The organism is Actinosynnema pretiosum (assembly GCF_024171695.1).
Lineage (GTDB): Bacteria > Actinomycetota > Actinomycetes > Mycobacteriales > Pseudonocardiaceae > Actinosynnema > Actinosynnema pretiosum.
Window position 1 is genome coordinate 64,506 of sequence record NZ_JAMTCF010000028.1, and the last position, 25,947, is coordinate 90,452.

Annotated in this window: 28 protein-coding genes and 2 pseudogenes; 19 read left to right on the plus strand and 11 right to left on the minus strand. The window is 72.6% G+C overall.

Annotated elements, in window-relative coordinates:
* Positions 1–57: 57 nt before the first annotated feature.
* From LV78_RS37555 to LV78_RS37575, 5 genes are read left to right on the plus strand one after another with little or no spacing between them, the layout of a single operon-like run.
* Positions 58–1,035 carry an alpha-ketoacid dehydrogenase subunit beta gene (locus tag LV78_RS37555; RefSeq protein WP_253851002.1) on the plus strand — a complete coding sequence of 326 codons (978 nt, stop codon included), beginning with the start codon at positions 58–60 and terminating at the stop codon, positions 1,033–1,035.
* The gene (locus LV78_RS37560) at positions 1,028–2,329 is read left to right on the plus strand and encodes a dihydrolipoamide acetyltransferase family protein (RefSeq protein ID WP_253850963.1); all 1,302 of its coding nucleotides are present in this window, start codon (positions 1,028–1,030) and stop codon (positions 2,327–2,329) included. Before LV78_RS37555 ends, LV78_RS37560 begins: the two co-directional genes overlap by 8 nt.
* Before the next feature lie 10 nt (positions 2,330–2,339).
* Entirely contained in the window at positions 2,340–2,897 is a 558-nt protein-coding gene (locus LV78_RS37565; protein WP_253850964.1) for a GNAT family N-acetyltransferase, read from the plus strand.
* The gene (locus LV78_RS37570) at positions 2,873–3,475 is read left to right on the plus strand and encodes a histone deacetylase (protein ID WP_253850965.1); all 603 of its coding nucleotides are present in this window, start codon (positions 2,873–2,875) and stop codon (positions 3,473–3,475) included. Before LV78_RS37565 ends, LV78_RS37570 begins: the two co-directional genes overlap by 25 nt.
* Positions 3,476–3,513: 38 nt before the next feature.
* Positions 3,514–4,698, plus strand: a complete 1,185-nt coding sequence (locus tag LV78_RS37575; protein WP_253850966.1) for an MFS transporter — start codon at positions 3,514–3,516, stop codon at positions 4,696–4,698.
* Here the strand turns inward: LV78_RS37575 and LV78_RS37580 are convergent.
* Positions 4,695–5,156, minus strand: a complete 462-nt coding sequence (locus tag LV78_RS37580) for a hypothetical protein (RefSeq protein ID WP_253850967.1) — start codon at positions 5,154–5,156, stop codon at positions 4,695–4,697. The two genes, LV78_RS37575 and LV78_RS37580, sit on opposite strands and share 4 nt — an antisense overlap.
* Before the next feature lie 97 nt (positions 5,157–5,253).
* The gene (locus tag LV78_RS37585; RefSeq protein WP_253850968.1) at positions 5,254–6,219 is read right to left on the minus strand and encodes an alpha/beta fold hydrolase; all 966 of its coding nucleotides are present in this window, start codon (positions 6,217–6,219) and stop codon (positions 5,254–5,256) included.
* A 104-nt stretch (positions 6,220–6,323) separates the two neighbouring features.
* Between LV78_RS37585 and LV78_RS37590 the strand changes: the two genes are divergently transcribed.
* Genes LV78_RS37590 through LV78_RS37605 form a run of 4 tightly spaced genes read left to right on the plus strand, consistent with a single transcriptional unit; the run spans position 6,324 to position 9,934 of the window.
* The gene (locus LV78_RS37590; protein WP_253850969.1) at positions 6,324–7,541 is read left to right on the plus strand and encodes a sensor histidine kinase; all 1,218 of its coding nucleotides are present in this window, start codon (positions 6,324–6,326) and stop codon (positions 7,539–7,541) included.
* Entirely contained in the window at positions 7,538–8,194 is a 657-nt protein-coding gene (locus LV78_RS37595) for a response regulator (protein ID WP_253850970.1), read from the plus strand. Before LV78_RS37590 ends, LV78_RS37595 begins: the two co-directional genes overlap by 4 nt.
* A gap of 44 nt (positions 8,195–8,238) precedes the next feature.
* Positions 8,239–8,937: a hypothetical protein gene (locus LV78_RS37600; protein ID WP_253850971.1), complete on the plus strand. Its 699-nt coding sequence runs from the start codon at positions 8,239–8,241 to the stop codon at positions 8,935–8,937.
* A gap of 52 nt (positions 8,938–8,989) precedes the next feature.
* Positions 8,990–9,934, plus strand: coding sequence for an RNA-binding protein (locus LV78_RS37605; RefSeq protein WP_253850972.1), 945 nt, complete (start codon positions 8,990–8,992; stop codon positions 9,932–9,934).
* 52 nt (positions 9,935–9,986) lie between these two features.
* Here the strand turns inward: LV78_RS37605 and LV78_RS37610 are convergent, their stop codons facing one another.
* From LV78_RS37610 to LV78_RS37625, 4 genes are all read right to left on the minus strand, one after another.
* Positions 9,987–11,039, minus strand: coding sequence for a GDSL-type esterase/lipase family protein (locus LV78_RS37610; protein ID WP_253850973.1), 1,053 nt, complete (start codon positions 11,037–11,039; stop codon positions 9,987–9,989).
* 146 nt (positions 11,040–11,185) lie between these two features.
* Complete coding sequence (locus tag LV78_RS37615; RefSeq protein WP_253850974.1) at positions 11,186–11,788, minus strand: DedA family protein; 603 nt, start codon at positions 11,786–11,788, stop codon at positions 11,186–11,188.
* 96 nt (positions 11,789–11,884) lie between these two features.
* Positions 11,885–12,655 carry a hypothetical protein gene (locus LV78_RS37620; protein WP_253850975.1) on the minus strand — a complete coding sequence of 257 codons (771 nt, stop codon included), beginning with the start codon at positions 12,653–12,655 and terminating at the stop codon, positions 11,885–11,887.
* Between the two features lie 128 nt (positions 12,656–12,783).
* Positions 12,784–13,404, minus strand: coding sequence for an L-threonylcarbamoyladenylate synthase (locus LV78_RS37625; RefSeq protein WP_253850976.1), 621 nt, complete (start codon positions 13,402–13,404; stop codon positions 12,784–12,786).
* A gap of 132 nt (positions 13,405–13,536) precedes the next feature.
* Between LV78_RS37625 and LV78_RS37630 the strand changes: the two genes are divergently transcribed.
* Entirely contained in the window at positions 13,537–13,974 is a 438-nt protein-coding gene (locus LV78_RS37630) for a nitroreductase family deazaflavin-dependent oxidoreductase (protein ID WP_253851003.1), read from the plus strand.
* A 46-nt stretch (positions 13,975–14,020) separates the two neighbouring features.
* Here LV78_RS37630 and LV78_RS37635 read toward each other — a convergent pair whose 3' ends face one another.
* Positions 14,021–14,590: a DUF4240 domain-containing protein gene (locus LV78_RS37635; protein ID WP_253850977.1), complete on the minus strand. Its 570-nt coding sequence runs from the start codon at positions 14,588–14,590 to the stop codon at positions 14,021–14,023.
* Positions 14,591–15,058: 468 nt separating this feature from the next.
* On the opposite strand from LV78_RS37635, the pseudogene LV78_RS42130 reads away from it, so the two are divergent.
* The 7 genes and pseudogenes from LV78_RS42130 to LV78_RS37670 form a co-directional block, all read left to right on the plus strand.
* Positions 15,059–15,163, plus strand: a pseudogene (locus tag LV78_RS42130) (hypothetical protein); the annotation flags it as partial.
* A 266-nt stretch (positions 15,164–15,429) separates the two neighbouring features.
* Positions 15,430–15,786, plus strand: a pseudogene (locus LV78_RS37645) (M4 family metallopeptidase); the annotation flags it as partial.
* Positions 15,787–15,995: 209 nt separating this feature from the next.
* Positions 15,996–16,421 (plus strand): M4 family metallopeptidase, encoded by a 426-nt coding sequence (locus LV78_RS37650; protein ID WP_253850979.1) that lies wholly within the window; start codon positions 15,996–15,998, stop codon positions 16,419–16,421.
* A 3-nt stretch (positions 16,422–16,424) separates the two neighbouring features.
* Positions 16,425–16,709, plus strand: a complete 285-nt coding sequence (locus LV78_RS37655; protein ID WP_253850980.1) for a hypothetical protein — start codon at positions 16,425–16,427, stop codon at positions 16,707–16,709.
* Between the two features lie 462 nt (positions 16,710–17,171).
* On the plus strand, positions 17,172–18,029 hold the full coding sequence (locus tag LV78_RS37660) for a helix-turn-helix domain-containing protein (RefSeq protein ID WP_253850981.1): 858 nt from the start codon (positions 17,172–17,174) through the stop codon (positions 18,027–18,029).
* Positions 18,030–18,363: 334 nt separating this feature from the next.
* The gene (locus LV78_RS37665) at positions 18,364–18,540 is read left to right on the plus strand and encodes a DUF397 domain-containing protein (RefSeq protein WP_308208800.1); all 177 of its coding nucleotides are present in this window, start codon (positions 18,364–18,366) and stop codon (positions 18,538–18,540) included.
* Positions 18,541–18,590: 50 nt separating this feature from the next.
* Positions 18,591–20,678, plus strand: a complete 2,088-nt coding sequence (locus LV78_RS37670; RefSeq protein ID WP_253850982.1) for a tetratricopeptide repeat protein — start codon at positions 18,591–18,593, stop codon at positions 20,676–20,678.
* On the opposite strand, the gene LV78_RS37675 is transcribed toward LV78_RS37670, so the two are convergent.
* Entirely contained in the window at positions 20,675–22,204 is a 1,530-nt protein-coding gene (locus tag LV78_RS37675; protein ID WP_253850983.1) for a hypothetical protein, read from the minus strand. The two genes, LV78_RS37670 and LV78_RS37675, sit on opposite strands and share 4 nt — an antisense overlap.
* Before the next feature lie 336 nt (positions 22,205–22,540).
* On the opposite strand from LV78_RS37675, the gene LV78_RS37680 reads away from it, so the two are divergent.
* Positions 22,541–23,179, plus strand: a complete 639-nt coding sequence (locus tag LV78_RS37680; RefSeq protein WP_253850984.1) for a hypothetical protein — start codon at positions 22,541–22,543, stop codon at positions 23,177–23,179.
* On the opposite strand, the gene LV78_RS37685 is transcribed toward LV78_RS37680, so the two are convergent.
* The 3 genes from LV78_RS37685 to LV78_RS37695 form a co-directional block, all read right to left on the minus strand.
* Positions 23,180–23,518 carry an immunity protein CdiI family protein gene (locus LV78_RS37685; RefSeq protein ID WP_253850985.1) on the minus strand — a complete coding sequence of 113 codons (339 nt, stop codon included), beginning with the start codon at positions 23,516–23,518 and terminating at the stop codon, positions 23,180–23,182.
* Complete coding sequence (locus LV78_RS37690) at positions 23,511–23,948, minus strand: hypothetical protein (protein WP_253850986.1); 438 nt, start codon at positions 23,946–23,948, stop codon at positions 23,511–23,513. The genes LV78_RS37685 and LV78_RS37690 overlap by 8 nt, the downstream gene beginning before the upstream one ends.
* 106 nt (positions 23,949–24,054) lie before the next feature.
* The gene (locus LV78_RS37695) at positions 24,055–24,438 is read right to left on the minus strand and encodes a hypothetical protein (RefSeq protein WP_253850987.1); all 384 of its coding nucleotides are present in this window, start codon (positions 24,436–24,438) and stop codon (positions 24,055–24,057) included.
* A gap of 116 nt (positions 24,439–24,554) precedes the next feature.
* On the opposite strand from LV78_RS37695, the gene LV78_RS37700 reads away from it, so the two are divergent.
* The gene (locus LV78_RS37700; RefSeq protein ID WP_253850988.1) at positions 24,555–25,877 is read left to right on the plus strand and encodes a hemolysin family protein; all 1,323 of its coding nucleotides are present in this window, start codon (positions 24,555–24,557) and stop codon (positions 25,875–25,877) included.
* Positions 25,878–25,947: the final 70 nt, after the last annotated feature.

Below are 25,947 nucleotides of genomic sequence, written 5' to 3' on the forward strand. Positions count from 1 at the left end.
GTCGTTGCGGCGCAAGGGGGTCCGGCTGCCGCCGGGCTGCCGTCCGGTGAGGTGTCGATGGCCGCCGCGCTCAACCGGGCGCTGGCCGACGCGCTGTCCGCCGACGAGCGCGTGCTGGTGTTCGGCGAGGACGTCGGCCCGCTGGGCGGGGTGTTCCGGGTGACCGACGGGCTGGCCGAGCGGTTCGGCGAGCGCCGCGTGTTCGACACCCCGCTCGCCGAGGCGGGCATCCTCGGCACCGCCATCGGCATGGCCATGAACGGGCTGCGGCCGGTGGTGGAGATGCAGTTCGACGCGTTCGCCTACCCGGCGTTCGAGCAGATCACCAGCCACCTGGCGAAGCTGCGCAACCGCACGGCGGGCGCGCTGTCGCTGCCCGTGGTGGTGCGCATCCCGTACGGCGGCGGCATCGGCGGCGTCGAGCACCACTGCGACTCGTCCGAGGCCTACTACACGCACACGCCCGGACTGCGCGTGGTCACGCCGGGCACGCCCGACGACGCGTACCGGCTGCTGCGCGACGCGATCGACAGCCCGGACCCGGTGGTGTTCCTGGAGCCCAAGCGCCGCTACTGGGCCAAGGGCGAGCTGGCGGCGGGCGGGCCGGCGTTCGACCGGGCGCTCGTGCGGCGGTCCGGCCGGGACGTGACCCTGATCGCGTACGGTCCGATGGTGCTGACCGCGCTGGAGACCGCCGAGGCCGCCGAGGCCGAGGGCTGGGACGTGGAGGTCGTCGACCTGCGCACGCTGGCGCCGTTCGACGACGAGACGGTGTGCGCGTCGGTGCGCCGCACCGGGCGGGCCGTGGTGGTGCACGAGGCGGCCGGGTTCGGCGGGTACGGCGCGGAGGTCGTGGCGCGGGTGACCGAGCGGTGCTTCCACCACCTGCACGCGCCGGTGCTGCGGGTGACCGGCTTCGACATCCCGTACCCGCCGCCGATGCTGGAGGAGCACCACCTGCCCGGAGTGGACCGCATCCTGGACACCATCGGCGCGCTGCAGTGGGACGACCGGGTGGAGGTGCGCGGTGCCTGACTTCCGGCTGCCCGACCTGGGCGAGGGGCTCACGGACGGGGAGATCGTGTCCTGGCTGGTCGCGGTCGGCGACCCGGTCGTGGTGGACCAGCCCGTGGTGGAGGTGGAGACCGCCAAGGCCGTGGTGGAGGTGCCCTGCCCGTACGGGGGCGTGGTGACCGCGCGGCACGGCGAGCCGGGGCAGCGGCTGGCGGTCGGCTCGGTGCTGCTGAGCGTGGCCGGTGACGGGGCAGGAGGCGCTGCGGCGCAAGGGGAACCGGTCGCCGCCGAGGCCGCTGCGGCGCAGCCCGATTCTGCCGAGTACAGCGGGAACGTGCTCGTCGGTTACGGCACCTCGCAGCAGAACCGCCGCCGTCGCCGGGTGGCTCACGGAGCCGCGCCCGTCGCCCCCGTCGCCGAGAAGCCCTCTCCCGCAGCGGAGTCCGCCAAGCTCGCGCCCGCCGTGATCTCACCGCTGGTGCGCAGGTTGGCCCGCGACAACGGGGTGGCCCTGGACGCGGTCGAGGGCAGCGGTCCCGGCGGGGTGATCCGGCGCGCCGACGTGGAGCGCGAGATCGCCGCCCGCGCGCCCCGACCCGCGCGCGCCGCAGGCCCGTGGACCGATCCCGCCCACGCTTCCCCCGAGCGGGGCAAGCGCATTCCGCTCACCGGCGTCCGGGGCGTCGCGGCGCGCAAGTTCGCCACCTCCCGCAGGGAGATCCCCGAGGCGACGGTGTGGGTCGACGTGGACGCCACCGAGCTGGTGCGGGTGCGCGCCGCGCTGCCGACGGTGTCCCTGCTCGGCCTGCTGGCCAGGTTCACCGCGCTGGGCCTGCGCCGCTTCCCCGAGCTGAACTCGCGCGTCGAGGGCGACGAGGTCGTGCTGCTGGACGAGGTGAACCTCGGCTTCGCCGCCCAGACCGACCGGGGCCTGGTGGTCCCCGTGGTGCGCGGGGCGCACGCGCTGACCGCGACCGGGCTGACCGAGCGGCTGCGCGACCTGACCGCGTCCGCGCGCGAGGGCAGGCTGTCCGCGTCCGACCTGACCGGGGGCACCTTCACCCTCAACAACTACGGGGTGTTCGGCGTCGACGGCTCGGCCGCGATCATCAACCACCCGGAGGTCGCGATCCTGGGCATCGGCCGCATCGCCGACCGGCCGTGGGCGCACGAGGGGCAGCTCGCGCTGCGCGAGGTGGCGCAGCTGACGCTCAGCTTCGACCACCGGGTGTGCGACGGCGGGGTGGCGGGCGGGTTCCTGCGGTACGTCGCGGACCTGGTGGAGAACCCGGTGGGGCTGCTCGCCGACGTCTAACGTGGAGGACGTGAGACCCGACTACCCGATCAGGACCGAACGCCTGCTGCTGCGCCCGTTCACCGGCGCCGACCTGGACGCGCTGCACTCGTGGCAGTCGCGCGAGGACGTCGTGCGCTACCTGTACGGCGGGGTGCGCACGCTGGAGGAGAGCGCGGACCAGCTGATGAGCCGGGCCGCCGTGACGTGGCCGTCGAAGGCGGCCGAGGAGCTGTCGCTGGCGGTCGAGCTGGACGGCGAGGTCGTCGGCGAGGCGGTGCTCAAGTGGCTGAGCGAGGAGCACCGGCAGGGCGAGATCGGGTACGTCCTGCACCCCGACCACCACGGTCGGGGGATCGCCGTGGAGGCCTCGGAAGCGTTGCTGCGCCTGGCTTTCGAGGGGCTGGGGCTGCACCGGGTGATCGCGCAGTGCGACCCGAGGAACACGGCGTCGTGGCGGGTGATGGAGAAGCTCGGGATGCGGCGCGAGGCGCACCTGCGGCACTGCGAGGTGTTCAAGGGCGAGTGGGGCGACGTGTACACCTACGCGCTGCTGGAGGACGAGTGGTCGGCCTCGTCTGGTACGTGAGCTACGGGTCGAACCTGCACGCGGGCAGGTTCGACTGCTACCTGTCCGGCGGGACCCCGCCCGGCGCGACGCGCTGCTACCCCGGCTGCCGCGACAGGACACCCCCGCGCGCCGTCCGCCCGTGGGAGCTGCCGGGCGGGGTGTACTTCACCACCCACTCGCCGGTGTGGGACGGGGGGAGGGCCTTCTACGACCCGTCGCTGCCGGGCGTGGCGGTGGGCCGGGCGTACCTGGTGACGACGGGCCAGTTCTCGGACGTCGCGGCGCAGGAGATGTACCGCGCGCCGGGGGAGGACCTGGACCTGTCGGGCGTGCTGGCGACCGGGCGGGCGGAGCTGGGACCGGGCCGGTACGAGACCCTGGTGAAGGTCGGCGAGGCGGACGGTCGCCCGGCGCTGACGTTCACCGCGCCCTGGCGGGCCGACGAGGTCCGGCACACCAGGCCGAGCGCGGCGTACCTGCGGATGCTGGCGGGTGGTCTGCGGGAAACCCTTGCCTGGCAACCGGAGCAGGCAGCCGCGCACCTGGCGTCGACCACGCCGTTCTGGACGGCGGGGGAGATCCTGGGGTTGTTGTGACCCCCTAACCTGGTCCCCTCTGCGGCGATGGGGGAGCGGTGGGCCTGCGGTTCACGTGGTTGTGGGCCGCGTACGGGTCGAGCGTCGCCGGGACCTGGCTCGCGTTCGACGCGTTCCCGCTCATCGCCGTCCTCGTCCTCGGCGCCGGGCCCGCCCAGGTGTCGCTGCTCGCCGCCGCGGGCCTCGCCGTCGGCGCGCTCATCGCCGTGCCGCTCGGGCCCCGCGTCGAGTTCCGCCGCAAGCTGCCGGTCATGGTCGGCGCGGACCTGCTGCGGTTCGCGGCGCTGCTCACCATCCCCCTCGCGCACTGGCTCGGGGTGCTCGGCTTCTGGCACCTGCTCGCCGTCGCCGTCCTGGTCGCCACCGCCGACATCACCTTCCAGGCCGCGTCCGGCGCCTACCTCAAGGGCCTCCTGCCCGCCGCCGACCTGCTCCCCGCGTCCGCCCGCCTCGAATCCACGGCCTGGACCGCCACGATCGTCGGACCACCGGCGGGCGGCGCGCTCGTCGGCGTGTTCGGCCCCCTCGTCACCGTCCTGCTCAACGCGGCCAGCTTCCTCGCGTCCGCCCTGTGCCTGCGCGGCGCGCGCGGCCCGGAACCGGTGCCCGTCCGCGTCACCGCCCCGCGCGCGGCGGACCTGGTCGCCGGGTGGCGGCACCTCCTGGGCGACCCGGTGCTGCGCCCCCTCCTGCTCAACACCGCCCTGGTCAACGGCCTCGTCCTGGCCACCTCCCCGCTCATGGCCGTGCTCCTGCTCGGCGACCTCGGCTTCCCGGCCTGGCAGCACGGCCTCGTGTTCGGCCTGCCCTGCCTCGGCGGCCTGATCGGCTCGCGCTGCTCGGCGCCGCTGGCCGGGAGGTTCGGCGAGCGCCGGGTGCTGCGGGCGTCCGGCGCCGCGCGCGCCTGCTGGCCGGTGCTGCTCCCCCTCGTCCACCCCGGTCCGACCGGTCTGCTCCTGGTGCTGGTGGCGCAGTCCGGGCTGCTGCTGTCGATCGGCGTGTTCACCCCGCTCCTGGCCGCGCACCGGCTGCGCCTGATCCCCGCCGACCGCACCGCGCGCGCCCTGACCGCGTGGACGATCACCGTCCGCGCCACCACCGCCGCCGCGACCGCGCTGGGCGGGGTGCTGGCGGGGGTGGTCGGGACGCGGGCCGGGTTGCTGGTGATCGGCGGGGCGCTGCTGCTCACGCCGGTGCTGCTGCCCAGGCGGGAGGAGGGCTAGCCGGGGTTGGTCGGGTCGAACGGCACCTCCGGTTCGACGGGGATCTGGATGACGATCGGCGGCAGGCCCGCGTTCGGGTCGGGCGGCAGGGGCGCGGGGACCAGGTCGGGGCGAGGGACCGGGTTCATCGCGTTGCGCTCGGCGATCGAGTCGGACGACGCCCGGCCACCGGGGTTCGGCTGCGCCTGCTGGACGGGTGCCTGCTGCACCGGGGCCTGCTGCACGGGCGCCTGCTGAACCGGCGGCTGGACCGGCGGCTGGACCGGTTCGGGGGCCGGTTCCGGCGTGCTCTCCTCGGACGGCGCGGGCTTCACCACGATCGTCGCCTGCGCGGGAACGGCCGGTTCCTCGGGAGCGGCCTCGACCACCGACGTCGGGGCCGCGACCACCACCGCCGACGGGACCACCCCGACCAGCCCCACCAGCACCAACGCGCCCACGACCCGACCTGCCGCCACCCCAACACCCTCCCCCGAACGGACTAACGGGACGATCCTCCGCCACGCGGACATCAACAACAAGAGCTCCCTCCGCACCCCCCGGCGCGGAGGGAGCTCAGCGGCGGCACTCCGGCAGCCCGTCCAGGACGTCCACGATCCGCCGGAACTCCTCCTCGGTCGCCTGGTGCCCCGCCCGCACGGTCCGCACGTCGAACCGGTTGCGCGGGGTCAGCCGGTCGGCCTCGGCGATCATCCGGTCCTGCAGCGCGAGCGGGATCATCCGGTCCTCGGTGTGCCGGATGAACGTGCGCGGGACGCGCCCCCAGGTGTCCGCCCGCACCCGCGAGTCCTCCCGCCCCACCGTCAGCGACTCGTCGGGGTGCAGGTGCGCGAGCGCCCCGTGGAACTCCGCGTCGTCCGCGCCCGCCATCAGCAGCTCCTTCAGCCCGGCCAGCGCCTCGCGGTCGGCGGTGCGGTAGTTCACCCGCACCGCGCCGATCACCGCCGGGTCGGCTGCCACCAGGTCGGCCAGCGCGCCCGCCAGGCTCGTCGACCCCTCCGGGGTGGCCAGGTAGTCCTCCGGGCACGCCAGGTCCACGCAGCAGAACGCGGTGTCGTAGACCATCCGGTCGACCAGGTGCGGCACGGCGCCGCCGACCCGGTTCAGCACCGCGCCGCCCATGCTGCCGCCGTAGAGCACCACCGGGCCGAACCCCGCGACCGCGCGGACCACCCGGATCGCGGCCTCGGCGTAGTCGTCCAGCCCGATCCCGGCCAGCGGCGACGGCCGGGTCGCCAGCGACGCCGGGTCCTGCGGGCACTGGTAGTCGAGCGCGAACTGGGCGTCGGTGGCGCGGTGCCCCGGCAGCGGCACCCCGACCGTGCGGTGCCCGCGCAGCGACAGCGCGTCGATCCCGCCTGGCGCGCCGCTCGCGCCGGTGACCACCACGAACGTCGTCACCCCACCCCGACCCCGTCCGCCCCCGGCCGCCGCCACCCCGCTGCCCCCGGCCAGCGCCGCGCCACCCGCAGCCGCTCCCGCTCGCAACGCGGTCCTCCTGGAGATCCCCGTTCTCACCATGCCCCAAGTGCACCGCGCCGCGCACCGCCCGGTAAGCGGAGGAGGTGGACACCCCGATCCACCAAAGTTGCGCGCGACCCGGAACCGACCCGATCGGCTATACCGTGACCGGGGTGAGGGCGAACCGGAGCGACCTGCCGTGGCTGGTGCTCGCGGTCGTGCTCTTCGGAGCGATCGACTTGGCCGTCCACGGCGCGGGCCCGCCGACCACCGGGTGGGCCGGACCGCGCGCCGGGCTGCTCCTGCAGCTGTCGGTGGACGTGTCACTGCTGCTCCTGGCCCGCCACCCGGTGCCGGTCGCGTCCTGGGCGCTGACCGTCGCGGCGCTCACGCTCGGCTCGGCCGAGCTCGCCCCCGGCCTGCTCACCCCGGTGGACCCCGCGACGCACGCGGTGCTGCCGCACGCCACGCCCGCGATCGTGGTCAACCTGGTCCGGCTGACCGACCGGCGCCGCGCGTTCGCGCTGATCGGGGCGTTCGCCGTGCTCGGCGCCAAGCCGTGGGACCCGAGCTGGGAGAGCACCCCGCTCGGCGTCGTCAACACGGTGCTGCCCGCGCTGGCCGCGCTCTACCTGCGGGCCCGCCGGGAGCTGGTGGACTCGCTGCGGGAGCGGGCCGAGCGGGCCGAGCGCGAGCGGCTGCTGCTCGCCGAGCGGGCCGCGGCGCAGGAGCGGCGGCGGCTCGCCGAGGAGATGCACGACGTGGTCACCCACCGGCTCACGCTGATGGTGCTGCACGCGGGCGCGCTGGGCGTCGGGTCGTCCGACCCCGCCGCGCGCGCCGCCGCCGAGGACATCCGGGTCGAGGGCGTCGGCGCGCTGGCCGAGCTGCGGGACCTGCTCGGGGTGCTCCGGGGCGCGGACGGCCCGCCGGTGGGCGGCCCCGCGCGGCCCACCGGGACCGAGCGCCCGCCGGCGCCCGACCCGAGGCGGCTGGTCGCCGAGGCGCGCGCGGTCGGCGAGTCGGTCTCGTGCCAGGTCGACGGCGACCCCGACCGGATCGACCCGACCGTCCTGCGCACCGCGTACCGGGTGGTGCAGGAGTCGTTGACGAACGCGCGCAAGCACGCCCCCGGCGCCGAGGTGGCCGTGACCGTCTCCTACCGGCCCGACGGGGTCGACGTGCGCGTCGCCAACGGCGCGCCGGACCGGCCGCCCGACCGCGCGCTGGCGGGCAGCGGGTCGGGAACCGGGCTGCTCGGGCTCGCGCAGCGGGTCGAGCTGAGCGGCGGCGCCCTGCGCGCGGGACCGGAGCCCGGCGGCGGCTACCTGGTCGGTGCGACACTGCCCGCGCACGTGCCGACGCGGGGGGACGCCGGATGATCAGGGTGGTCGTCGTGGACGACGAGCCGATGGTGTGCGCGCACCTGCGGGTGATCCTCGGCGGCGCGGACGACGTCGAGGTGGTCGCCGAGGCGCAGGACGGCGCGGAGGCGGTGGAGGCGGTCGTCCGGCACCGCCCCGACCTCGTGCTGATGGACCTGCGGATGCCGGGGGTCGACGGGCTCGCCGCCACCGAGCGGATCGGCGCCCTGCCCGACCCGCCCCCGGTCGTCGTGCTCACCACCTTCGACACCGACGCCCACGTGCTCGCGGCGCTGCGCGCGGGCGCGGCGGGGTTCCTGCTCAAGACCACCGCGCCCCGCGACCTGGTCGAGCTGGTCAGGGTGGCGGCGGCCGGGCACACCGTGCTGTCCCCGGCGGCCACCGCCCGGCTGGTCGCCGCCTCCTCGGCGGGCAGGCGGCGCGACGAGGGCGCCAGGGCCAGGCTGAGCGCGTTGAGCGAGCGGGACCTGGAGGTGCTGACCTGCCTCGGCCGGGGGCTGTCCAACGCGGACATCGCGCGCGAGCTGTTCCTGTCCGAGGCGACGGTGAAGAGCTACGTGTCCCGGATGCTCGTGAAGATCGACTGCCGCAACCGCACCCAGGCCGGGGTGCTCGCCCACGAGGCAGGACTGGTCGACGGATCGGGGTGAGCCCCCCGGCGCGGTGTTCGGCGGGGGAACGGGATGATGGCTCGGTGGTGGCGCGCGTGTTCTCGGCCGGGCACCGGTGGCGGCTGGTCCTGATCGTGGTGGGTGCGGCCCTGGCGGTGCTCCCGTGGGACGGCCCGCCGGTCGGGCTGTTCGGCGTGGTGCCGCTGCTGCTGTGGTGCGGCTCGTGGACCGGGACCCGGCGCGTCGGGGTGGTCGTCGCACTGGTGCTGCTGGGGTTGCTGGTGTGGTTCGTGGTGGCGCCCGGCCTGGGGTTCTCCGGGCGCTGGGCGCCGTCGACGGCCGAGGTGCTCTGGCTCCACCCGCTGCTCGCGGGCGCGGTGTGCGCGGTCGGCGCGCGGGCGGGGCGGCTGCCTGTCCACGGGTGGCGGCTGACGGGCGTGGCGGCGCTCGGGTTCCTGCTCCTCGGGTTCCTGGGGCTCACCGGGCTGGAGGCACCGCCCGGCGACGAGGGCGTGGCGCCCGCACTGGCCGTGCTGCGGGTGGAGGAGGGGGAGCCGCTGTGCGGTTCCGGCGGCTGCGCCCGGCAAGCGCGGGCGACCGGCGACCGCGCCCCCGAGGTGGCCCGCGAACGCCTCGCGGCACGGGGCTTCGCGCACCGGGAGCCGCTCGACGCCGACGACCGGCTCTGCCGCGCGACCGGGCTCGTGGTGGAGCACGAGGTGTGCGCGGAACTGCGCGACGTCGCCCCGGACGCGGTCCGGGTCGTCTGGTACGCCAACTGACCGCCTGACTCGCCGTGTGCCGGTAGGCTGAACGGACCAGTGGAACGAGGAGGTGGCCGTGCTCCCCTACGCCTACCAGGTCACCAAGTACGACCCCGCCGACCGCAACGAGCACCGCCACTACCAGGGCGCCGTGGACAGCATCAGCGACCACGGCCCCCTGGAGGCCGCCTACCTCGAAGCCGTGGCCGCGTTCGCCGAGGACTCGGGCGTCACCGAGCTGGAGATCCGCGAACCCGGAGTCGCGGGAAGGATCACCTTCGGCCGGGAGGCGCCGATCGAGGGCGATGGTCTGATCGGCCTGTTCCCGGACCGCGCCGACTTCCACGACGGCGCGGTGGTCCCGGTTCCCGTCGGGGTCGCCCTCGTGCGCGCCATGCTCCGCGACCACGGCGCGTGGTGCAGGCTCGAGGTCGAGGGCAGGTTCTTCGCCCACGTCGGCTACGACCAGTACCTGTTCGTCGGCAGCACCACGCCCTGCGAGCGCGCCATCGCGCGCGTCACCGCGCTGGGCCTGTTCGTCGAGCCGATCGACCACTCCCCGTACGACATCGCCTTCGACGAGGTCGAACCGCAGCGCCCGGCCGACGACGCGTTCTGGGCGGAGGTCGCCGCGCTCTGCCCGGTGACGCTCGAGGAGGGCTACCTCACCAACGCCTCCCGTTGGCACCGCGTGGGTCCCGCCGACGTCGACGACGTGCGCGCCCGCCTCGCGCCCAGGTCGTGGCTGATGGTGTGGCCCGAGCTGGCGCCCGTGGACTCCGCGTTGGCATCCCTGCCCGAGGGCTGCGCTTTGGTCGTCCGTGAGGACGCTGACGGCTCGATCACCTGCGTCCCCGTCGAGGAGGAGGACTACGCCGAGCTGCCCGCCTACCTCTCCGGTGCTCGGGCGGCGCTCGTCCACTCCGGGTACGCGGAAGTGGAGGTCCCGCTGCTCACCGCGGTCCTGCCCGACGCCGATGGTGTGGTGCGCGCCCGCTGGGCCGCCTCTTTCTGAGCCCGCGCACGGTCCCGCTGACGCCATGCGCGCCCACCTGACGACAGCGGTCCTAGTCCTGCTCCAGCACCAGGTCCAGCCCGCCGTCGTCGTTCGGCTCGCACGCCCCGTACCGCGCGTTCGCGCCCAGGAACTCCGCCATGCACCCGCCGAACGCCGCGTGCCCACGAGCGTTGGGGTGGAACGACTCCTGCAGCGCGTGCCGCGCCCGCGCCTCGTCGCGCAGCCCGTCGAAGTCCACCACGAGCCGGGTGAACCACTCGTCGTCGCTGGAGTCGCCGCCCGAGCACGCCTCGTGACCGCGACCGGCCCGCGACAGGTCGAGGAAGCGCGCGCCCGACGACGTCGCCACCCTGCGCACCGCGTCCGACAGCTCGCCCACCGCCACGTCCCGCACCCACCGCATGTCACCGCTGCGCAGCGGGCAGCCGGACAGGTTCTGCAGCGACGGCGACATGTCCGGGGTCACCGGCGACGCGTAGGACTGCATCACCAGCGCGTACGACCCCACCGAGTACCCGGCCTCGTCCAGCACCCGGCGGACGTCCCGCACCGCCTTCTCGACCTTCGGCACCATCCGCTCCACGCGCCCCCGCCAGTCCTCGGTGAGCAGCCGCGAGCAGTCGTCGCGGCGCTCGAACCAGGCGCGCAGGCACTGGCCGAGCACGTCGGAGAAGCGCGGGTCGTCGTTCGCGCCCACGGCCAGCACGATCGTGGTCACCCGGTGCGTGCGGGCGATCCGGCTCAGCTGGAGCGCCTGCGAGCCCTCGGTGTTGCCGATCTGGTCGGTGATGCCCACGCGCGCGGCGTTCGCGCCCGAGCAGGCCAGGTTGAACACCTCGTCCACGGCCACCGACGGCATCTGGAACACCTCGGCGTGCTTCGAGCGGTGGCACCAGTTGTCGTTCTGGCCGTCGGTGTCGTCGACGTAGTCGCCCGCGCCCTCGCCGGACAGCGTGCTGTCACCGAGCGAGACCATCGCGGTGGGCGCGTCGGCGGGTGGCCCGAGCGGCGGGGCCTTGGGGCGGTCGCTGACGAAGACGACCAGCGGGAGCAGCAGGAAGGCCAGTGCGAGCGCGGCGAGGCGACGGCGTGTGGTGCGCATCGCCGCTCAGTTTACGGGCCGATGCGGCTCACGGAGAGTGATCGTGGTCCCAGAGTTCGGGGTCGCGCCACCGGCGTGTCCACTTCGGACCCGCGCGACCGCTGTGGCACGCGCGTCCGCCGCGCCCCGCACGTCTATCGCGCCCCTCACGTCCGCCGCGCCTTGCGCCGCCGCAGCCACACCACCGCGCCCGCCACCACCAGCACGCCCAGCACGATCTCGCTGGCCAGCCCGAGCCGGTGCTCGGCCAGCTGGAGGCTCGCGCCCGCCCCGTACCCGAGCAGCGCCACCCCGGACGCCCACAGCACCCCGCCCAGGGCGTTGAACAGCAGGAACGTCCGCAGCGGCACCCGGCTCATCCCGGCGAGCGCGGGCACCAGCGCCCGCAGCAGCGCCGTGAACCGCCCCACGAGCACCGCCACCCCGCCCCGCCGTCGCAGCAGCTCCTCGGCCTTGGCCAGGTGCTCGGGCTTGACCAGCCGCTCGGGCAGCAGCTGGATCATCCGGTGCCCGTACCGGCTGCCGACGAAGTACCCGGTGGCGTCCCCGATGACCGCCCCGCTGATCGCGGCCACCAGCACCGCCCACAGCGGCGCCCCGCCGGAGTGCGCGACCGCCCCGCCGACCAGCACGGCGACCTCGCCGGGGAAGACGACGCCGAGCATGGTCGACGCCTCCAGCGCGGGGAGCGCGAAGACGAGCGCCAGCACGAGGGCGGGCGGGAGGTCGCGGAGGAAGTCGAGCACCACGGGTCGATCCTGGTCGGGGGGTGCGGTTCGTGCCAGTCGGGGACGGGGCCTGCCGACGTGCGGGCGCGGGGTTCCCGCCGATGTGACCGCGCGCCGTCAGCGGTCCCACACGACGAGGCGGGCGGTGATCTCGGACGGGGTCAGGGCCAGCACCTCGATGCGGAACAGGCGGCCCTCCGGGGTCTTGCCGCACACCAGGCTGCCCACCCGGAGGTGCTCGGCGTCGCGCTTGGGCGAGTCGGCGACGGTCGCGGCGCACTCGGCCCGGCTCGGGACGGTGCTGCCGGGCCACGGCTGGAGCTGGTAGGTGTCGTCGCCGTACAGGCGGTTCTCGGTGATCCGCCAGACGTTGTGCTCGGGCACGTCCACCGGCGGCTTGCGGTCCAGGTGCAGGCTGCGGAACACCACGTCGCCGCTGTAGTAGACGCTCGCCGCGCTGAGCTCCGGCTCCGGGGCGGGCGCGCCGGTCGACGGGGGAGCGTCGACGCGCGGCGCGGTCGTGCCTGCGGGAGCGGGCGGGGTGGTCGCCGAGGGGCGCTCCACGGGCGCGCCCACGGGCTCCGCCCCGCTCGGCCCGACACCGGGGGAGTCGAGCGGCGCCGCGCCGGAGCCGTCCGCCGACGGCGCGGGGGAGGCGCTCGCGGAGTTGGTGACGGTGCTGGTCCGCGTCACGGTCGACCCGAACGTCTCGGTCACCGTCACGGGCGGCCCCGCGACGACCTCACCGGCCTGGAGCACGAACGGCAGCAGCGCGGCGATCCCCACGAGCATCCCGCTGATCCCGGTCAACCAGTCGGGGGTGATCCTCCGCAGCCGCCCGGCTAACCGGCTGCGCCACTTCTCCCCCGCCGAACCCTGCTCCGCCATCCGCGCTCCTCGACCGGGCCCCGGCGGCGCGGGCCGGTGGTCCGACCGGTCGCGGGGCGACCCGTCCGAGGATGATCGGCGGCACCCGGCTGCGACAACCGCCGGAGCCGGGAACGGGCCGTCCGGCCCTACTCGAACCGACTTGGGTCCCCAGCGCCCACCCGCAGCACCTCGGCCTCGCCGCTGGAGAAGTCCACCACCGTCGTCGGCTCGGTGCCGCAGTCGCCGGAGTCCAGGACGGCGTCCACCACGTGGTCCAGCCGCTCCTTGATCTCCCACCCCTGCACCAGCGGCTCCTCCTGGTCGGGCAGCAGGAGGGTGCTCGACAGCAGCGGCTCGCCAAGGGACTCCAGCAGGGCCTGCACCACCGCGTTGTCCGGGATGCGCACGCCGACCGTCTTCTTCTTCGGGTGCAGCAACCGCCTCGGCACCTCGCGGGTCGCCGACAGGATGAACGTGTAGCTGCCCGGCGTCGCGGCCTTGATCGCGCGGAACGCCGCGTTCTCCACGTACGCGAACTGGCCCAGCTGCGCGAAGTCCCGGCACACCAGGGTGAAGTGGTGCTTGTCGTCCAGGTGCCTGATCTGCCTGATCCGGTCCAGGCCCTCCTTGTTGCCCAGCTGGCAGCCGAGCGCGTAGCAGGAGTCCGTCGGATAGGCGATCAACCCGCCCGACCTCACCACCTCGACGGCTTGGTCGATGGCGCGCCGCTGGGGGTTCACCGGGTGGACGTCGAGGTACCTGGCCATGCCGGGAAGCCTAGTCCGCGCTGATCACGGGCGCTCACGGACCGCGCCGCTGTGCGGGTGATCACCCGGCGCGCCACACTGGGTGACGGGCGCGCCGCGCCCCGTGACCACCCCACCCCGGAGGACGAGACGATGCCCCTGTCCGGCGAGTACGACCCGAGCCCCGAGAAGTGGGTGCGCGACCAGGTCGAGCTGTACGAGAGCTCGGGCGGCACCGAGGGCACCACGCTGCGCGGGATGCCGGTGATCGTGCTGACCACCCTGGGCGCCAAGTCCGGCAAGATCCGCAAGTCGCCGCTGATGCGCGTCGAGCACGAGGGCCGGTACGCGATCGTCGCCTCGCTCGGCGGCGCGCCCAAGCACCCGGTCTGGTACCACAACGTGGTCGCGCACCCGCACGTCGAGCTGCAGGACGGGCCGGTCCGCAAGGAGTACGTGGCGCGCGAGGTGACCGGCGACGAGAAGGCTCGGTGGTGGGAGCGGGCCGTCGCCGCGTTCCCGGACTACGCCGACTACCAGCGCAAGACCGAGCGCGAGATCCCGGTGTTCGTCCTGGACCCGCTGCCCTGACCGCACCGCGCGGGTGACCGCCGTCCGGCGCGGCGGTCACCGCGGGTCACGACTCGAACAGCGCCACGAGCCGGGGCAGCCGCGCCCGGTTCTCGGCCTGGTCCTCCACGTCCCACCGCTCGCCGTCGGGCTCCCGCCGCGCCCTAGGTCCCCGCCGCTCGGCCAGCGCCGCGAGCAGCGAGTCGCTCTCCCCGCGCACCCGCTTGTACGCGTCGCGCACCAGGTGGCCCACCGACTCGTACCCGAGCCACCCGCCGCCCTCCAGCGCCATCCGCCGCACCACCGGAAGGTCCGCCAACGAGTCGGGGTCGGCCACCGCGGCCTCGAACACCGCCCGCCCCTGGAGCACCAGCCCGTCGCGGAAGTCGGTGAACCCGTCGTCCCCGCACCCGCCCTCGATCAGGTAGGCGGCGTTCCACAGCGGCCACCGGTAAGCGCTGTCCACGACCTCGCCGTGCCGCAGCGAGAACTCGACCAGGTCCTCGGCGGACAGCGCGGCGAGCTGGGCCACGACGGCGTCGGGCAGCGGGTCCTCGCGCAGGTCGCGGTCACCCGCGAGCGCCCCCACGGCCGTGCGCGCTCGTTCGACCAGGGCCCAGTACGCATCGCGGTCCATGACCGCCGATCCTAACCGGGACAGGTGTGGTGATCACCGCATCGGGACCCCGCAGGCCTTGTCCGGAATCGTCGCCGAAATGCGGCAACCCGGCCCATGGGCCGCTGCGTAGTAGTCAGCGGGAATTCCGCCAAACCGTCCCCAGCAGCGCGTTCACCCCGTCGAGCGAGAACGGGGAAGTTCTTCCCGACGGGGGACCGCGCCGCCGGGCGGGATCACCGGGAACACTGCCGCCGAATGCCTGGTGACCGATTCGGCGGACACGCAGCGCATTCCGGCACACCGCCGGAGGCGGAGCACACATGAGGTGCACTACCGGCTCAGAGCGATGCTGGCCGCGCTCGTCGCGACCACGGTCGTCACAGGAGCGCCCGCCGTCGCCGCGCCCCGCGACCGGCCCCGGCCAGGCTCGCCCAGTCCGACCCGGCGAGCACCGCGCAAGCCCTGGTCGCCGCTAGGCCCGAGCAGTTGCAGGCGGCGGCCGAGGACGGCTTCACCGCGCTCAAACCGAGCACCGTCGACGGCGTCGGGTACCCCCCGTACGAGCGCACCCACCGGGGCCTGCCGGTTGACGGCGGCGACTTCGTTGTGGTCGTCGCCCCGGACTGCCAGGTCACCACCTCGGACGCCCAGACCACCCCGATCATCGGCGTCCCCGCGCAGCCCACCGTGCCCCTCGCGCAGGTGCAGGCCACCGCCGAGGCGCTGCTCACGCGGGTCGACCGGAGCGTCGACGGCGGCCTGACGGTCGTCGCGGGTGAGTCGCGGGTGAGCGGTCCGCGCTGGCCTGGAAGTTCACCGTGCGCGGCGCGGACGCCGACGGCCCGGCCGGGCTCGACGTGTACGTCGACGCCACCACTGGCCAGGTCGCCCGCACCCGCGACCACGTCGTCGCGGGCACCGGGACCGGCGGCTACGCGCTGCGCGACCTGTCGACCAGCGCCCTGGAGTGCCGCGACTACACCACCGGCCAGGTGTTCACCGGCCCCGACGACGTGTGGGGCGACGGCGACCGCAAGTCCAAGGAGACCGGCTTCGTCGACGCGCTGTACGCGGCGCAGCCCCAGCAGAAAATGCTGGAGGACTGGCTGGGCCGCGACGGTTCCAACGGCGCGGGCGGCGCGTGGCCGATCGAGGTGGGGCTGCCCGACCAGAACGCCTACTACGAGCAGTTCCGGATCACGGTGGGCCACAACCAGGCGGGTAACTGGGCCACCTCGCTGGACCTGGTCGGCCACGAGCTGGGCCACGGCGTGGACGACACCACCCCCGGCGGCCTGTCGGGCGGCGGCACCTCGGAGTTCGTCGCGGACGTGTACGGCGCGCTGACCGAGCACTACGCCGCGCAGCCCGCCGAGTTCGACGAGCCGGGCTACAGCGTCGCGCGGAGATCGACCTGCTCGGCATGGGCCCCATCCGCCACAGGCACAACCCGTCGCTGGTGGGCCACTTCAACTGCTACAGCGCGGCCACTCCGAACCAGCCCGTGCACAGCGCCGCCGGACCTGGCAACCACTGGTTCTACCTGCTCGCCGAGGGCACCGACCCGACCAACGGCCAGCCGTACAGCCCCACGTGCGACGACCGGAAGATCACCGGCATCGGCGTGCGGGACGCCGGAAAGATCTTCTACGGCGCGATGATGATGAAGACCAGCGCCAGCTCATACCCGAAGTACCGCACGTGGACGCTGACCGCCGCGAAGAACCGGTCGACGGGGAGTTGCCCGGAGTTCGACGTGGTCAAGTCGGCGTGGGACGCGGTGAAGGTCCCGGCCGAGCCGAACGAGCCCACCTGCGTCCCCGACCCCGGCCTGGTGTGCGCGACCTAGCTGGTGGCGAACCCCGGCTTCGAGCTGGGCGCCACGGGCTGGACGGCGAGCCCCGACGTGGTGACCACGCCCCCACTGCGGCAGCCGTCGCGCAGCGGGGTGAACCTGGCCTGGCTGAGCGGCGCGGGCAGGGCGCAGGTGGACACCCTGGCGCAGTCGGTGACGCTCCCGGCGGGGTGCCGGGCGGAGCTGACGTTCTGGCTGCACGTGGACACGGCGGAGACCTGGAGCGCGGCGAAGGACGTGCTCAGGGTGACCGTGGACGACGTGGGGATGGCGCTGAGCTGAGCTGAGCGACGTTTGACCAGGTGGGGGGGCTGTCCGCTGTGGATCGGCCCCCACCCCTGTTACTTGGGAAAGGGGGGTGAGGGAAGGGACGGTTCCCTGTGAAATGAAAGCGATTGTCATTGAGAATAGCGTGGTGTAGATCACCCTAGGGTGTGTGACCCCTCTGGCGATACTCGCTAGTAACTCTCGGTTGCGTGTGTCGTTCTGCGGAATCCACCGGAAGGCCTTGCTGACCTGGATCGAGGGATCTTGCCTAGGGGGTGGGCGAAAAATTCTGTCACTTAAAGTGACGGTTTATGTCGTCATGGTCGCCCCTGTGGTGACCTTGATGCTCCTGAAGGCTATGAAATCCTAACAGGTTGCCAACTTGCATCATGGTATGACGTAACACGCACGTGGCTTAATGCGACTTATATGTTTGCCATGTGGCAACATGTCGAGTTGGTCGGAGGGGAGGCCATCGTGGCTCAACAGGAAACACCCATCGTTTATCAACTCAGACTTCGTGCAGAGCTGCGCAAGCTGCGCGACGCGGCGAACTTCACGCAGAAGCAGGCGGCCGAAAGGCTGGAGTGGTCCATCTCCAAGATGATCAGGATCGAAGGTGGGATGAGCAATGTGAGCTTTACTGATCTGAAAGCACTGCTTGCTCTCTATGGAGTGGATGACCCCGAACGGGTGGAAGACTTGGCGGTGCTGGCGCGCGAGGGTCGCAAGAGCGCCTGGTGGACCAAGTACCGAAAATCTCTGGACCCCCAACTCTTCATGCTCATCGGCTATGAGGCCTCCGCGACGCGGATTAGGCAGTTCCAGTCGCAGATGCTTCCGGGACTCCTGCAGACGTCCGGGTACGTCGAGGCGTTGGCGCGGCACATACGATTGTCGCAGGACGCGGTGGAACTCGGTGTGGTGATCCGCGAGCAGCGCAGGCGGATTATGGTCGAAGATGGTCCTGACATGCACTTCGTGCTCGACGAGGCCATCGTCCAGAGGTCCTTCGGTGATCTCGCCTCAACGCTCGGGCAACTGCGGCGATTGCGTGAGGTAGCACTCCTCCCGAACGTCGATCTGCGTATCCTGCCGTTCTCGTCCGGGCTCCATCCCGGTTTGCAGAAGTCCTTCACCGTGCTCGAGGTTCCTCCGGACGGTGACCACGTACTGGTGTTTGAGGAGGAGTTCAAGGATTTCGTCATCCGTGAGTCCGATGAGGAGTCTACCGAGTACCTGCAGAGGTTCGAGGAGATAGTCCAGTTGTCGCTCGATCCTGAGGAGAGCCTAGGCTTGTTGGATGAACTGATCGCCAAGTGTCCGGCTGACTGAACCTCTTCGAAAGCGTTGCCGTGCTGCGGTCCGGTGGGGCGTCGTCAGTGGCGACGTGCGTTTTCCGCAGGATTGCGTTGTAGTGTCCCCGTGTGCTTCGGGGGAGACTGATTTGGAGTGAGTTTTCCCTCAACCGGCGGTAGGGGTTGCCGGTTGTCGAGTGCTCTAATTCACAGCAGTGCCTGTGTCGGCAACTGCCCCTCCCCCGGACGCGTTCCGCCGCTCCTCGGCGTGGCCGCTCGCAACCGGGGCGGTGGCAGGACGGCTCGTGGAGGGGGCTGCTGTGGACCGAACGGGGAAACCGCACCTGGTCGAGGTGGACGACCGAGGACTGGTGTGGGCCAAGAGCACGGCGAGCGGACCGGACCCGACGAAGACGATGTGCGTCGAGGTCGCCCTGGGAGGTGAGCGGGTGCTCGTCCGGTGCTCGCGTAACAGGCGTGGGGAACGACTCAACTTCCCGGCGGATGCCTGGAACACCTTCAAGGCAGCGCGTGCCGCCGGTTCGTGAGCCGCGCGCCGGGTGATGGAACGGCTGGCCCCTGGGAGAGCCGCAACTCGATGAGCCGAGCCATCGTCGAGTCGGTGGCTCAGGTCGGGTACGTGGCGGGCGACATCAACTTCCACCGGGGTGTCAGGCGGTCGCTCGAACCGGTACGGCAACTGCCCGTGCCGCCGCGCTGGCTGGTCGGCCGCGAGTCCGCGCTGCAGGGGTTCGACGCCGCCGCGCGGCGGGCGGTTGAGGCGGGGGAAGTCGCCCTGCTGGTGGTCGAGGGCGGACCGGGTATCGGCAAGACTGCCCTCGCGCTGAACTGGGCGCACCGCAACGCGGAGACCTTCCCCGACGGACAGCTGTTCGCCGACCTCGGTGCTGGCGGCTCGCCGAACGCTCCCGTCCTGTCGGTGCTCCTCGGTTTTCTGGCAGCGCTCGGTGTCGATCCCGCCGTCGCGCACGGGGACCTCGCCTCGGCGGCCGCGCTCTACCGGAGCGCGATCGCCGAGCGCAGGATGGTCGTGGTGCTGGACAACGCGGGCAGTTCAGCCCAGGTCGAACCACTGCTGCCCGGCACGTCGTCCTGCGTCGCGGTGATCACCAGCCGCAGCAGGCTGTCCGGGCTGAGGGTGCTCGGCGCGACCGTCCACAGGCTTCACCCGCTTGGCAGAGCCGACTCACTCGCGCTGTTGGCGCGCTACCTCGGTGACCGGGCGGAGACCGATCCCGCATCGGCTGCGGTCTTCCTGGACTGCTGCGCTGGGCTGCCCCTCGCGCTGGCCATCGTGGCGGCACGCGCCGCCGAGCACCCAGAGTTCGCCCTGTCCGTGCTGGCCGACGAACTGGGCGACGTGCGGCGCAGGCTTGACGCGCTGGAAACGGGCGAGCCGGGTGGCGGTCTCAGGGCGGTGCTGTCCTGGTCGTACGAGGCGCTGGACGAGCAGGCGGCCCGCGCGTTCCGCGCTGTTGGGGCGATCCCTGGGGAGGAGACCACCGCTCCCGTGCTCGGTTGGGTGCTCGGCATCCTCCAGAGGGACGCGGAAACCCTGCTGCGCGTGCTTGAGGCGCGGAACCTGCTGTGGCAGCGCACTCCCGGCCGCTACACCGCGCACGCCCTGCTCAAGCTCTTCGGCTGCGAGCTGTCCGCGCGAGCCGCCGAGTCGGAGGACGTCGCGCGGGGATGCGTCGACCACTACGCGCGCACCGCCCGCCGGGCCGACCTCCTGCTGTACCCACACCGGGCCGTGACCGACTTGCAGGCCCCCGTAGAGGAGCCGGAGCCGGTGCCGTTGCCCGACGAGGAGGCCGCGCTGCGCTGGTTCACCGAGGAGCACTCGCAGCTCCTCGCTGCGTACGAGGCGGCGCTGGAGCGGCGCTGGGACGAGCACGCCTTCCAGCTCTCCCGCGTCCTCGACACCTACCAGCACCGCCGCTCCCTCCTGCGGGCGAACCTGGCCACCTCAGCCGGTGGCGCGGTGGCCGCCGACCGCCTCGGCCACCCCCGGTGGCGGGTGCTGGCGCACCGCCAGCTAGGTCGAGCCCTGACCAGGGTCGGATTGCTCGACGAGGCGCTGGCCGAGCTGGAGGAGACCACGGGGCTGGCCGACCTGCTTGCTGATGCCTTGGAGGCCGCGCACACCCATCACGACCTGGCCAGGGCACGCGCCCGCCTGGGGGACCAGGCGGGCGCCCTGCATGACGAGGTGCGGGCGCGGGAGCTGTATGCGGCCGCTGGGAACCGGGTGGGGGAGGGACACGCGCTAAACGGCATGGCCAGGTGTCACGCTGAGCTGGGGGAGTTGGGCGAGGCGAGGCGGTGCTGCGAGGACGCACTTCGTGCGCATCGACGCGAGGGCAACAAGAGCGGCAGCCTGGTTGCGTTGGACAACCTGGGGTTCATCGAGCAGCGGATGGGACGTGGTGACGCGGCCGTGCGCGCCTACCGGGACGCACTCGTGCTGTGTTCCGAGGGCGGGCACTCCTTCTACGAGGCGGTGATCCTCGAACACCTCGGTCTGGCGCTGGTGGAGCAGGGTGAAGGGGATGAAGCCCGTGCCACCCTGCTCCGCGCCGTCCGGCTCTACGAGGAGCAGCACCGACTCGTCGACGTGGACCGGCTCCGAGCCCGTGTGCTACCGGAGGTTGAAGTGGACTAGCCCAGGTCCTGGTTCCGCACCCGTGACACGATCGCCCGCCACCTCCGGCCGGTCGTCCAGCGCCGCCCCTTGATCTCGCGAGTGTGCTCCCAAGCCGCCACCACCTTCTCCCTCAGCGCCGGGTCGGGGCACCACCGCTCGACACTCCGCACCACCCGATGGGACAGCGACCGCTCCATCGCGTGCAGCAGCCACCGGCATTCTGCGGCAGGTTCCGCCAGCCCGAGTCCGGTGAACGACTCCAGCGTGGCCTGCAGCAGCACCCCGTCGCCGGGAAACCGGTTCGCCCTGTGACAGAGCACCGCACGGGTGAGCCGGACCCGAGCCAGCAGTTCCTCGTACGCGCACGAGGTGTTCGCCAGGGGAACCAGCTCGTCGTGCATCTTCGTCAGAATTTCTTGCGCCTCGTCGAACTTGTGCCGTTCGATGGCGATCTCGGCCCGGAGGATCGCCACGTCGTACTTGGCGCGCCTGGAGACGATGCCGAGCTCTCGCGCGGCCTTGGCCGCCTGACTCTCCGCTTGCCGGAGCAGCGCCCGCCGCCACCCGTGGCGGAAGCGGACGAACGAGATCTTGGCGAGCGTCGACCGGCACGCCGCCGCCTCGTTGCTGTACCGGTCGATCCGCATGAACACGGCCATCGAGTCGCGCGCCAACCGGACCGCCTCGTCCAGGTTCTCTCGACGCTGCGCTCCCCAGGCGCTTTCAGCCATCTTGCGGAGGATCTTCGCCTGGCAGCGCTTCCCTTTGGCAGCAATCTCCTCGGCGTCGCACTCCTCGGCCAGCTTGACGCCCTCCTGCGCGGCCCGCAGCGCTTGGTCGTGCGCGCCCCGCGCCCTGCGGCACCAGGCCCGGCCGGAGATCAGGATCTCCGCCTTCAGCCGCTTCTGATCGAGGTCCAGCTCCCCCGTCCCGATCAGCTCCAGGCACCGCTCGGTCACCTGTTCCATCAACTCCACGTCGCCGGACGCCCTGATGGCGGGAGTGATGACGGGAAAGCAGAACGGTTCTGCCTCGTGCTTCTGGTCGAGGCTCTTGTGCCACACACTGACCAGATCGTGCTCGGAGGAGGTAGTCGGATCTTCTCCGAAGGCGTCGTAGATCCGGTCCACCAACTTGTCCATGCCCTTGTCGCTGTTCGGTGAGTCGCAGGAGAGCTGAGTCACGTCCAGGCCCTTGATCACGAAGGGTCTGGTGTTCATGTCGAAGCCAGGCGCGCACACGGGGATAATCGGACACTTGTCCTTGTTGACGTGTTCGAAGAGCCTGCTTGAGATCAGCATTCCCTCAAACTGCACCCCCTTGCGCTCCTCGCTACCACTACCCTGGAAGTGCTTCGCGTAGTCCGGCGACAGGACCGTGATGATGATCGACTTTTCCAGGACGTTGGCCATCCACAGCGGCAGAGACCGGGGGGTCCTGAGATCCCTGTCCCACACGGCGCGCACTCCCCGCTCCGCCAGCCCACGCTTGACGTAGGCCGCCACCCGCTTGCCCTCGGCGTCATGGGCGTAGCTGATCGTCACGGCAGGGGATTCGGGTCCCGTCCTCCTCGGAGATGGGGTGAGCGGAAACGGTGACACTCTCGTTGACCTCATCGTGTCCTCTGTTGCGACAACTAGCGAAGTGCCACATGGCAACATGTTGCATATCGGCATGCTGCATGTCGATGTGCAACTACTCTAGTGGTACTTCATCTCGGGTGAGGCAGTCGGGTCGGCGCTAGCGTGTACCTGGCACTGGTGTGGTTCGGGACTGTCGGGAGTCGACATGGGACGGAGCGCGCGAGGGCATCGTGCGGTGCTGGTCAACGGTGTGGACGGTCTCATCCGGACTGGCCGCTCCCGGCCGGGCGAGGCGTCGTGCCCACCGCGCTGACCGCCCCCGCCGTGCTGCGGGCCGCCGTCGAGTGCGGGGCCGTCCCCTCCGACGCGGTGATCTCGCGGTCCGGGGACGCGCGGTGGGTGGCCAGGGGGTTGGCGCACCACGCGTGGATCACCCGCGCCGCCGGGGAGGTGCTGTCCTGGGGGATCAGCGTCGGGGACGCCGAGCACGCCGCAGTCATGGAGCCCTACGGGGGCATCGCCGTGCTGGTGCGCGGGGACGGGGGCGCGGTGGCGTGGCCCGGCGGGGTGGGGGCGGAGTTGGCGCTGGTCGTGCGGGGCACGCTCGGGCGGGCGGCCGGGCTGGTCGCGGACCGGGTCGAGCTGTGCGCGCTGCTCGCCTCGCTCGGGGACGTGCGGCGGGACGGGTTGCGGGTGTGGCTGCCCGCGTCCAACTACCCCGCGCGGCTGGTCAAGGCGCTCGTGCTCGCGCGTGCCGCCGGTGACCTGGGGATGGAGGAGCGGATCATCGCCTCGCTGCACCGGCCGCCGGTCGTGCTCGACCACGGGGGGACGCTGGACGTGCTGGAAGCGGCCCGGCACTGGGCGGTGCGGTTCGCCGCCGTGCTCGGTGCGCCCATCCCGCTCGACGAGGTCACCGGGCCCACCGCGCGGTGATCACGGGGTGAAGGTGGTGTGCTTCCCGGGGGTCCACAGGTCCACGGGCACGCCGAGCAGCGCCACCAGCCGTTCGGCCAGCGCCGCGCCGCGCTCCGCCCACGGGTCGTAGGCGCCCTCCGGGAACTCCGAGCTCGCCGGGTCGTCCGGCAGGTAGACGGCCTGGTACTCGTCGTCCCACGCCGCCACGGCCGCGACCAGGTCGGCGTCCGCGCCGAACTCCGCCAGCCACTCCGGCTGCTCGTTGCCGGGGAACTCCTCGTCCGACCAGCTCGGCCACAGCGGACCGGTGACCCACTCGGCGGACAGCCTCAGCCGGAGCAGCGTCCGCTCAGCCACGGCTCGTCCGCCGCAACCACAGCAGCCCCAGCACCGGCAGCACCAGGGGCACGTAGCCGTAACCGCCGCCGAAGTCCGACCACACCGTGGCCTCCGGGAACCACGACGGCTCCAGCACGCTCAGCGCGCCGATCACCAGCACGCCCACCAGCTCCACCGCGCACGACGCGAACGCCACCCGCCGCGACGCGCCGTCCCCGCGCACCAGCATCACCGTCGCCACCACGTACACCACCGCCGCGAACGCCGACAGCGAGTAGGCCAGCGGGGCGTGCGAGAACTTCGTCGTGATCTGGAGCGCGGACCTCGCCGTCGCGGCCAGCGCGAAGATCCCGTACACCGCGATCAGCAGGCTGCCCGGACCGCTCCTGGTGCGCTGCGCCAACGTCAGCGGCTCGCCGCCGGAAGCCCCGCCCCGGCCGGCCGACACCCGGTTCGCGAACCGGCTCGCCGCCGAACCCCCCGAGCCCGAAGACCCCGTCTCCGAAGATCCCTCAGCACCCACCGGACCCGACCGCCCTCTCCCGTCCGCACCCTCAGGCATGACCGGCCCAGATCTGGTTCAGCCGCACCACCATGACCGCCGTCGTCAGGCACCCGACCGCCAGCACCGAAGCCCCCCACCGCGACCGGTCCACGATCGACCAGAACCCCGCCAGCGGTAGCAGCAGCAGCGCGGTCAGCAGGTAGCCGAAGAACGTCGCCCCCGACACCGCCTCGTGCCCGTCGCCCGCCAGCAGCACCGCCCCGATCACCGTCTGCGCCAGCAGCGCCACTTCCTGCAACCCCACCAGCGCCGCGACGCCCAGCGTCGTCCAGTCCTGCAGGGTCAGCGGCCTGTTCAGCACCGCCAGCAGCACCGCCCACCCCGCCGCGAGCAGCGCGGCGGCGATGGTGGCCGTGGCCAGCCAGTCGATCATCAGGTGGGTTCCTCACCGGTACGGGGTATGCACTGAAGGCTAGAACACCCGCGTTGCGCGCTTCGGTGCTGGTCGCTGCGCGGTTCCGTGCGGATCGCTGGTCGGAGTGGGGTGGCGTGGACGGATATTGGTGGAACGTGGCGCTGGTCGCCGTGCTGGTCCTGGTGAACGCGGTGTTCGCCGGGAGCGAGATGGCGCTGGTCTCCCTGCGGGAGGGCCAGATCAGAGCGCTGGAGCGGGAAGGGGGACGTGGCGCGCGCACCCTCGTCAAGCTCGCCCGCGACCCGAACCGCTTCCTCGCGACGATCCAGATCGGCATCACCCTGGCGGGCTTCCTCGCCTCCGCGGCGGCGGCCGTGACGCTCGCCGCGCCGCTGGTGCCGCTGCTGGACTTCCTCGGCAGCGCGGCCGACCCGGTCGCCGTGGCGCTGGTCACGATCGTGCTCACGTTCTTCACGCTGGTGCTCGGCGAGCTCGCGCCCAAGCGCCTGGCGATGCAGAACGCGTTGCGGTGGGCCAGTTTCGTGGCCAAGCCGCTCGACGTGCTGTCGGCGGTCTCCCGCCCGGCGGTGTGGTTGCTGAGCAAGTCGACCAACGCGGTCGTGCGGCTGTTCGGCGGCAACCCGGACGCCGCCGAGGAGCAGCTCAGCCCCGAGGAGCTGAGCGACCTGGTGTCCGGGCAGCAGGGCCTGAACCCGGAGCAGCGCGAGATCATCACCGGCGCGCTGGAGATCCACGCCCGCCGGTTGCGCGAGGTGCTGGTGCCGCGCCGCGAGGTGGTCACGCTGCCGGTGGACATGGCCGTCCCGCAGGCGCGCGCCGAACTGGTCGCGTCCGGCCGCTCGCGCGCGCCCGTCGTGCGCACCGGCCACCTGGACGACGTCGTCGGCGTCGTGCACCTGCGGGACCTGCTCGACGACGGGGTGTCGCTGACGCAGGTCGCCAGGCAGGCCGTGGTGTTCCCGGACTCGCTGCGCGTCGTGGACGCCCTGCTGCGCTTCAAGTCCGAGCGCGAGCAGTTCGCGCTGGTGGTGGACGAGCACGGCGCGGTCGACGGGATCGTCACGCTGGAGGACCTGCTGGAGGAGGTCGTCGGCGAGATCTACGACGAGACCGACCGGGACGTCATCGAGGTGCGGCGCGAGGAGGACGGGGCGATGGTGCTGCCGGGCACGTTCCCGGTGCACGACCTGGTGGACATCGGCGTCGAGCTGCGCGACCCGCCCGAGGGCGACTACACGACCGTCGCCGGGCTGATCCTGGTCGAGCTGGGCCTGGTGCCCGAGGGACCGGGGAACCGGGCGGTGGTGGGGGGCTGGGACTTCGAGGTCCTCGCCGTCGAGCACCACGCGATCACGTCGGTTCGGCTGCGGCGGGCCGAACCGGCGGAGGTCGACGCGGAGCAGGACCCGGACGGGCAGGTGGTCGGCGCGGACTGAGCACCGGGAGGTTCCGGCCGGGAATTCCGACCGGGAAGTCCTTGCGCGGCAAGGGGAATCGGCACGTCGG

Coding starts and splice junctions, on each gene's coding strand:
- LV78_RS37555 (WP_253851002.1), top strand. CDS start 58: ATGGCCGCCGCGCTCAACCGGGCGCTGGCCGACGCGCTGTCCGCCGAC.
- LV78_RS37585 (WP_253850968.1), bottom strand. CDS start 6,219: ATGGTGAGAACGGGGATCTCCAGGAGGACCGCGTTGCGAGCGGGAGCG.
- LV78_RS37595 (WP_253850970.1), top strand. CDS start 7,538: ATGATCAGGGTGGTCGTCGTGGACGACGAGCCGATGGTGTGCGCGCAC.
- LV78_RS37610 (WP_253850973.1), bottom strand. CDS start 11,039: ATGCGCACCACACGCCGTCGCCTCGCCGCGCTCGCACTGGCCTTCCTG.
- LV78_RS37620 (WP_253850975.1), bottom strand. CDS start 12,655: ATGGCGGAGCAGGGTTCGGCGGGGGAGAAGTGGCGCAGCCGGTTAGCC.
- LV78_RS37625 (WP_253850976.1), bottom strand. CDS start 13,404: ATGGCCAGGTACCTCGACGTCCACCCGGTGAACCCCCAGCGGCGCGCC.
- LV78_RS37630 (WP_253851003.1), top strand. CDS start 13,537: ATGCCCCTGTCCGGCGAGTACGACCCGAGCCCCGAGAAGTGGGTGCGC.
- LV78_RS37635 (WP_253850977.1), bottom strand. CDS start 14,590: ATGGACCGCGATGCGTACTGGGCCCTGGTCGAACGAGCGCGCACGGCC.
- LV78_RS37650 (WP_253850979.1), top strand. CDS start 15,996: ATGGGCCCCATCCGCCACAGGCACAACCCGTCGCTGGTGGGCCACTTC.
- LV78_RS37670 (WP_253850982.1), top strand. CDS start 18,591: ATGAGCCGAGCCATCGTCGAGTCGGTGGCTCAGGTCGGGTACGTGGCG.
- LV78_RS37695 (WP_253850987.1), bottom strand. CDS start 24,438: ATGATCGACTGGCTGGCCACGGCCACCATCGCCGCCGCGCTGCTCGCG.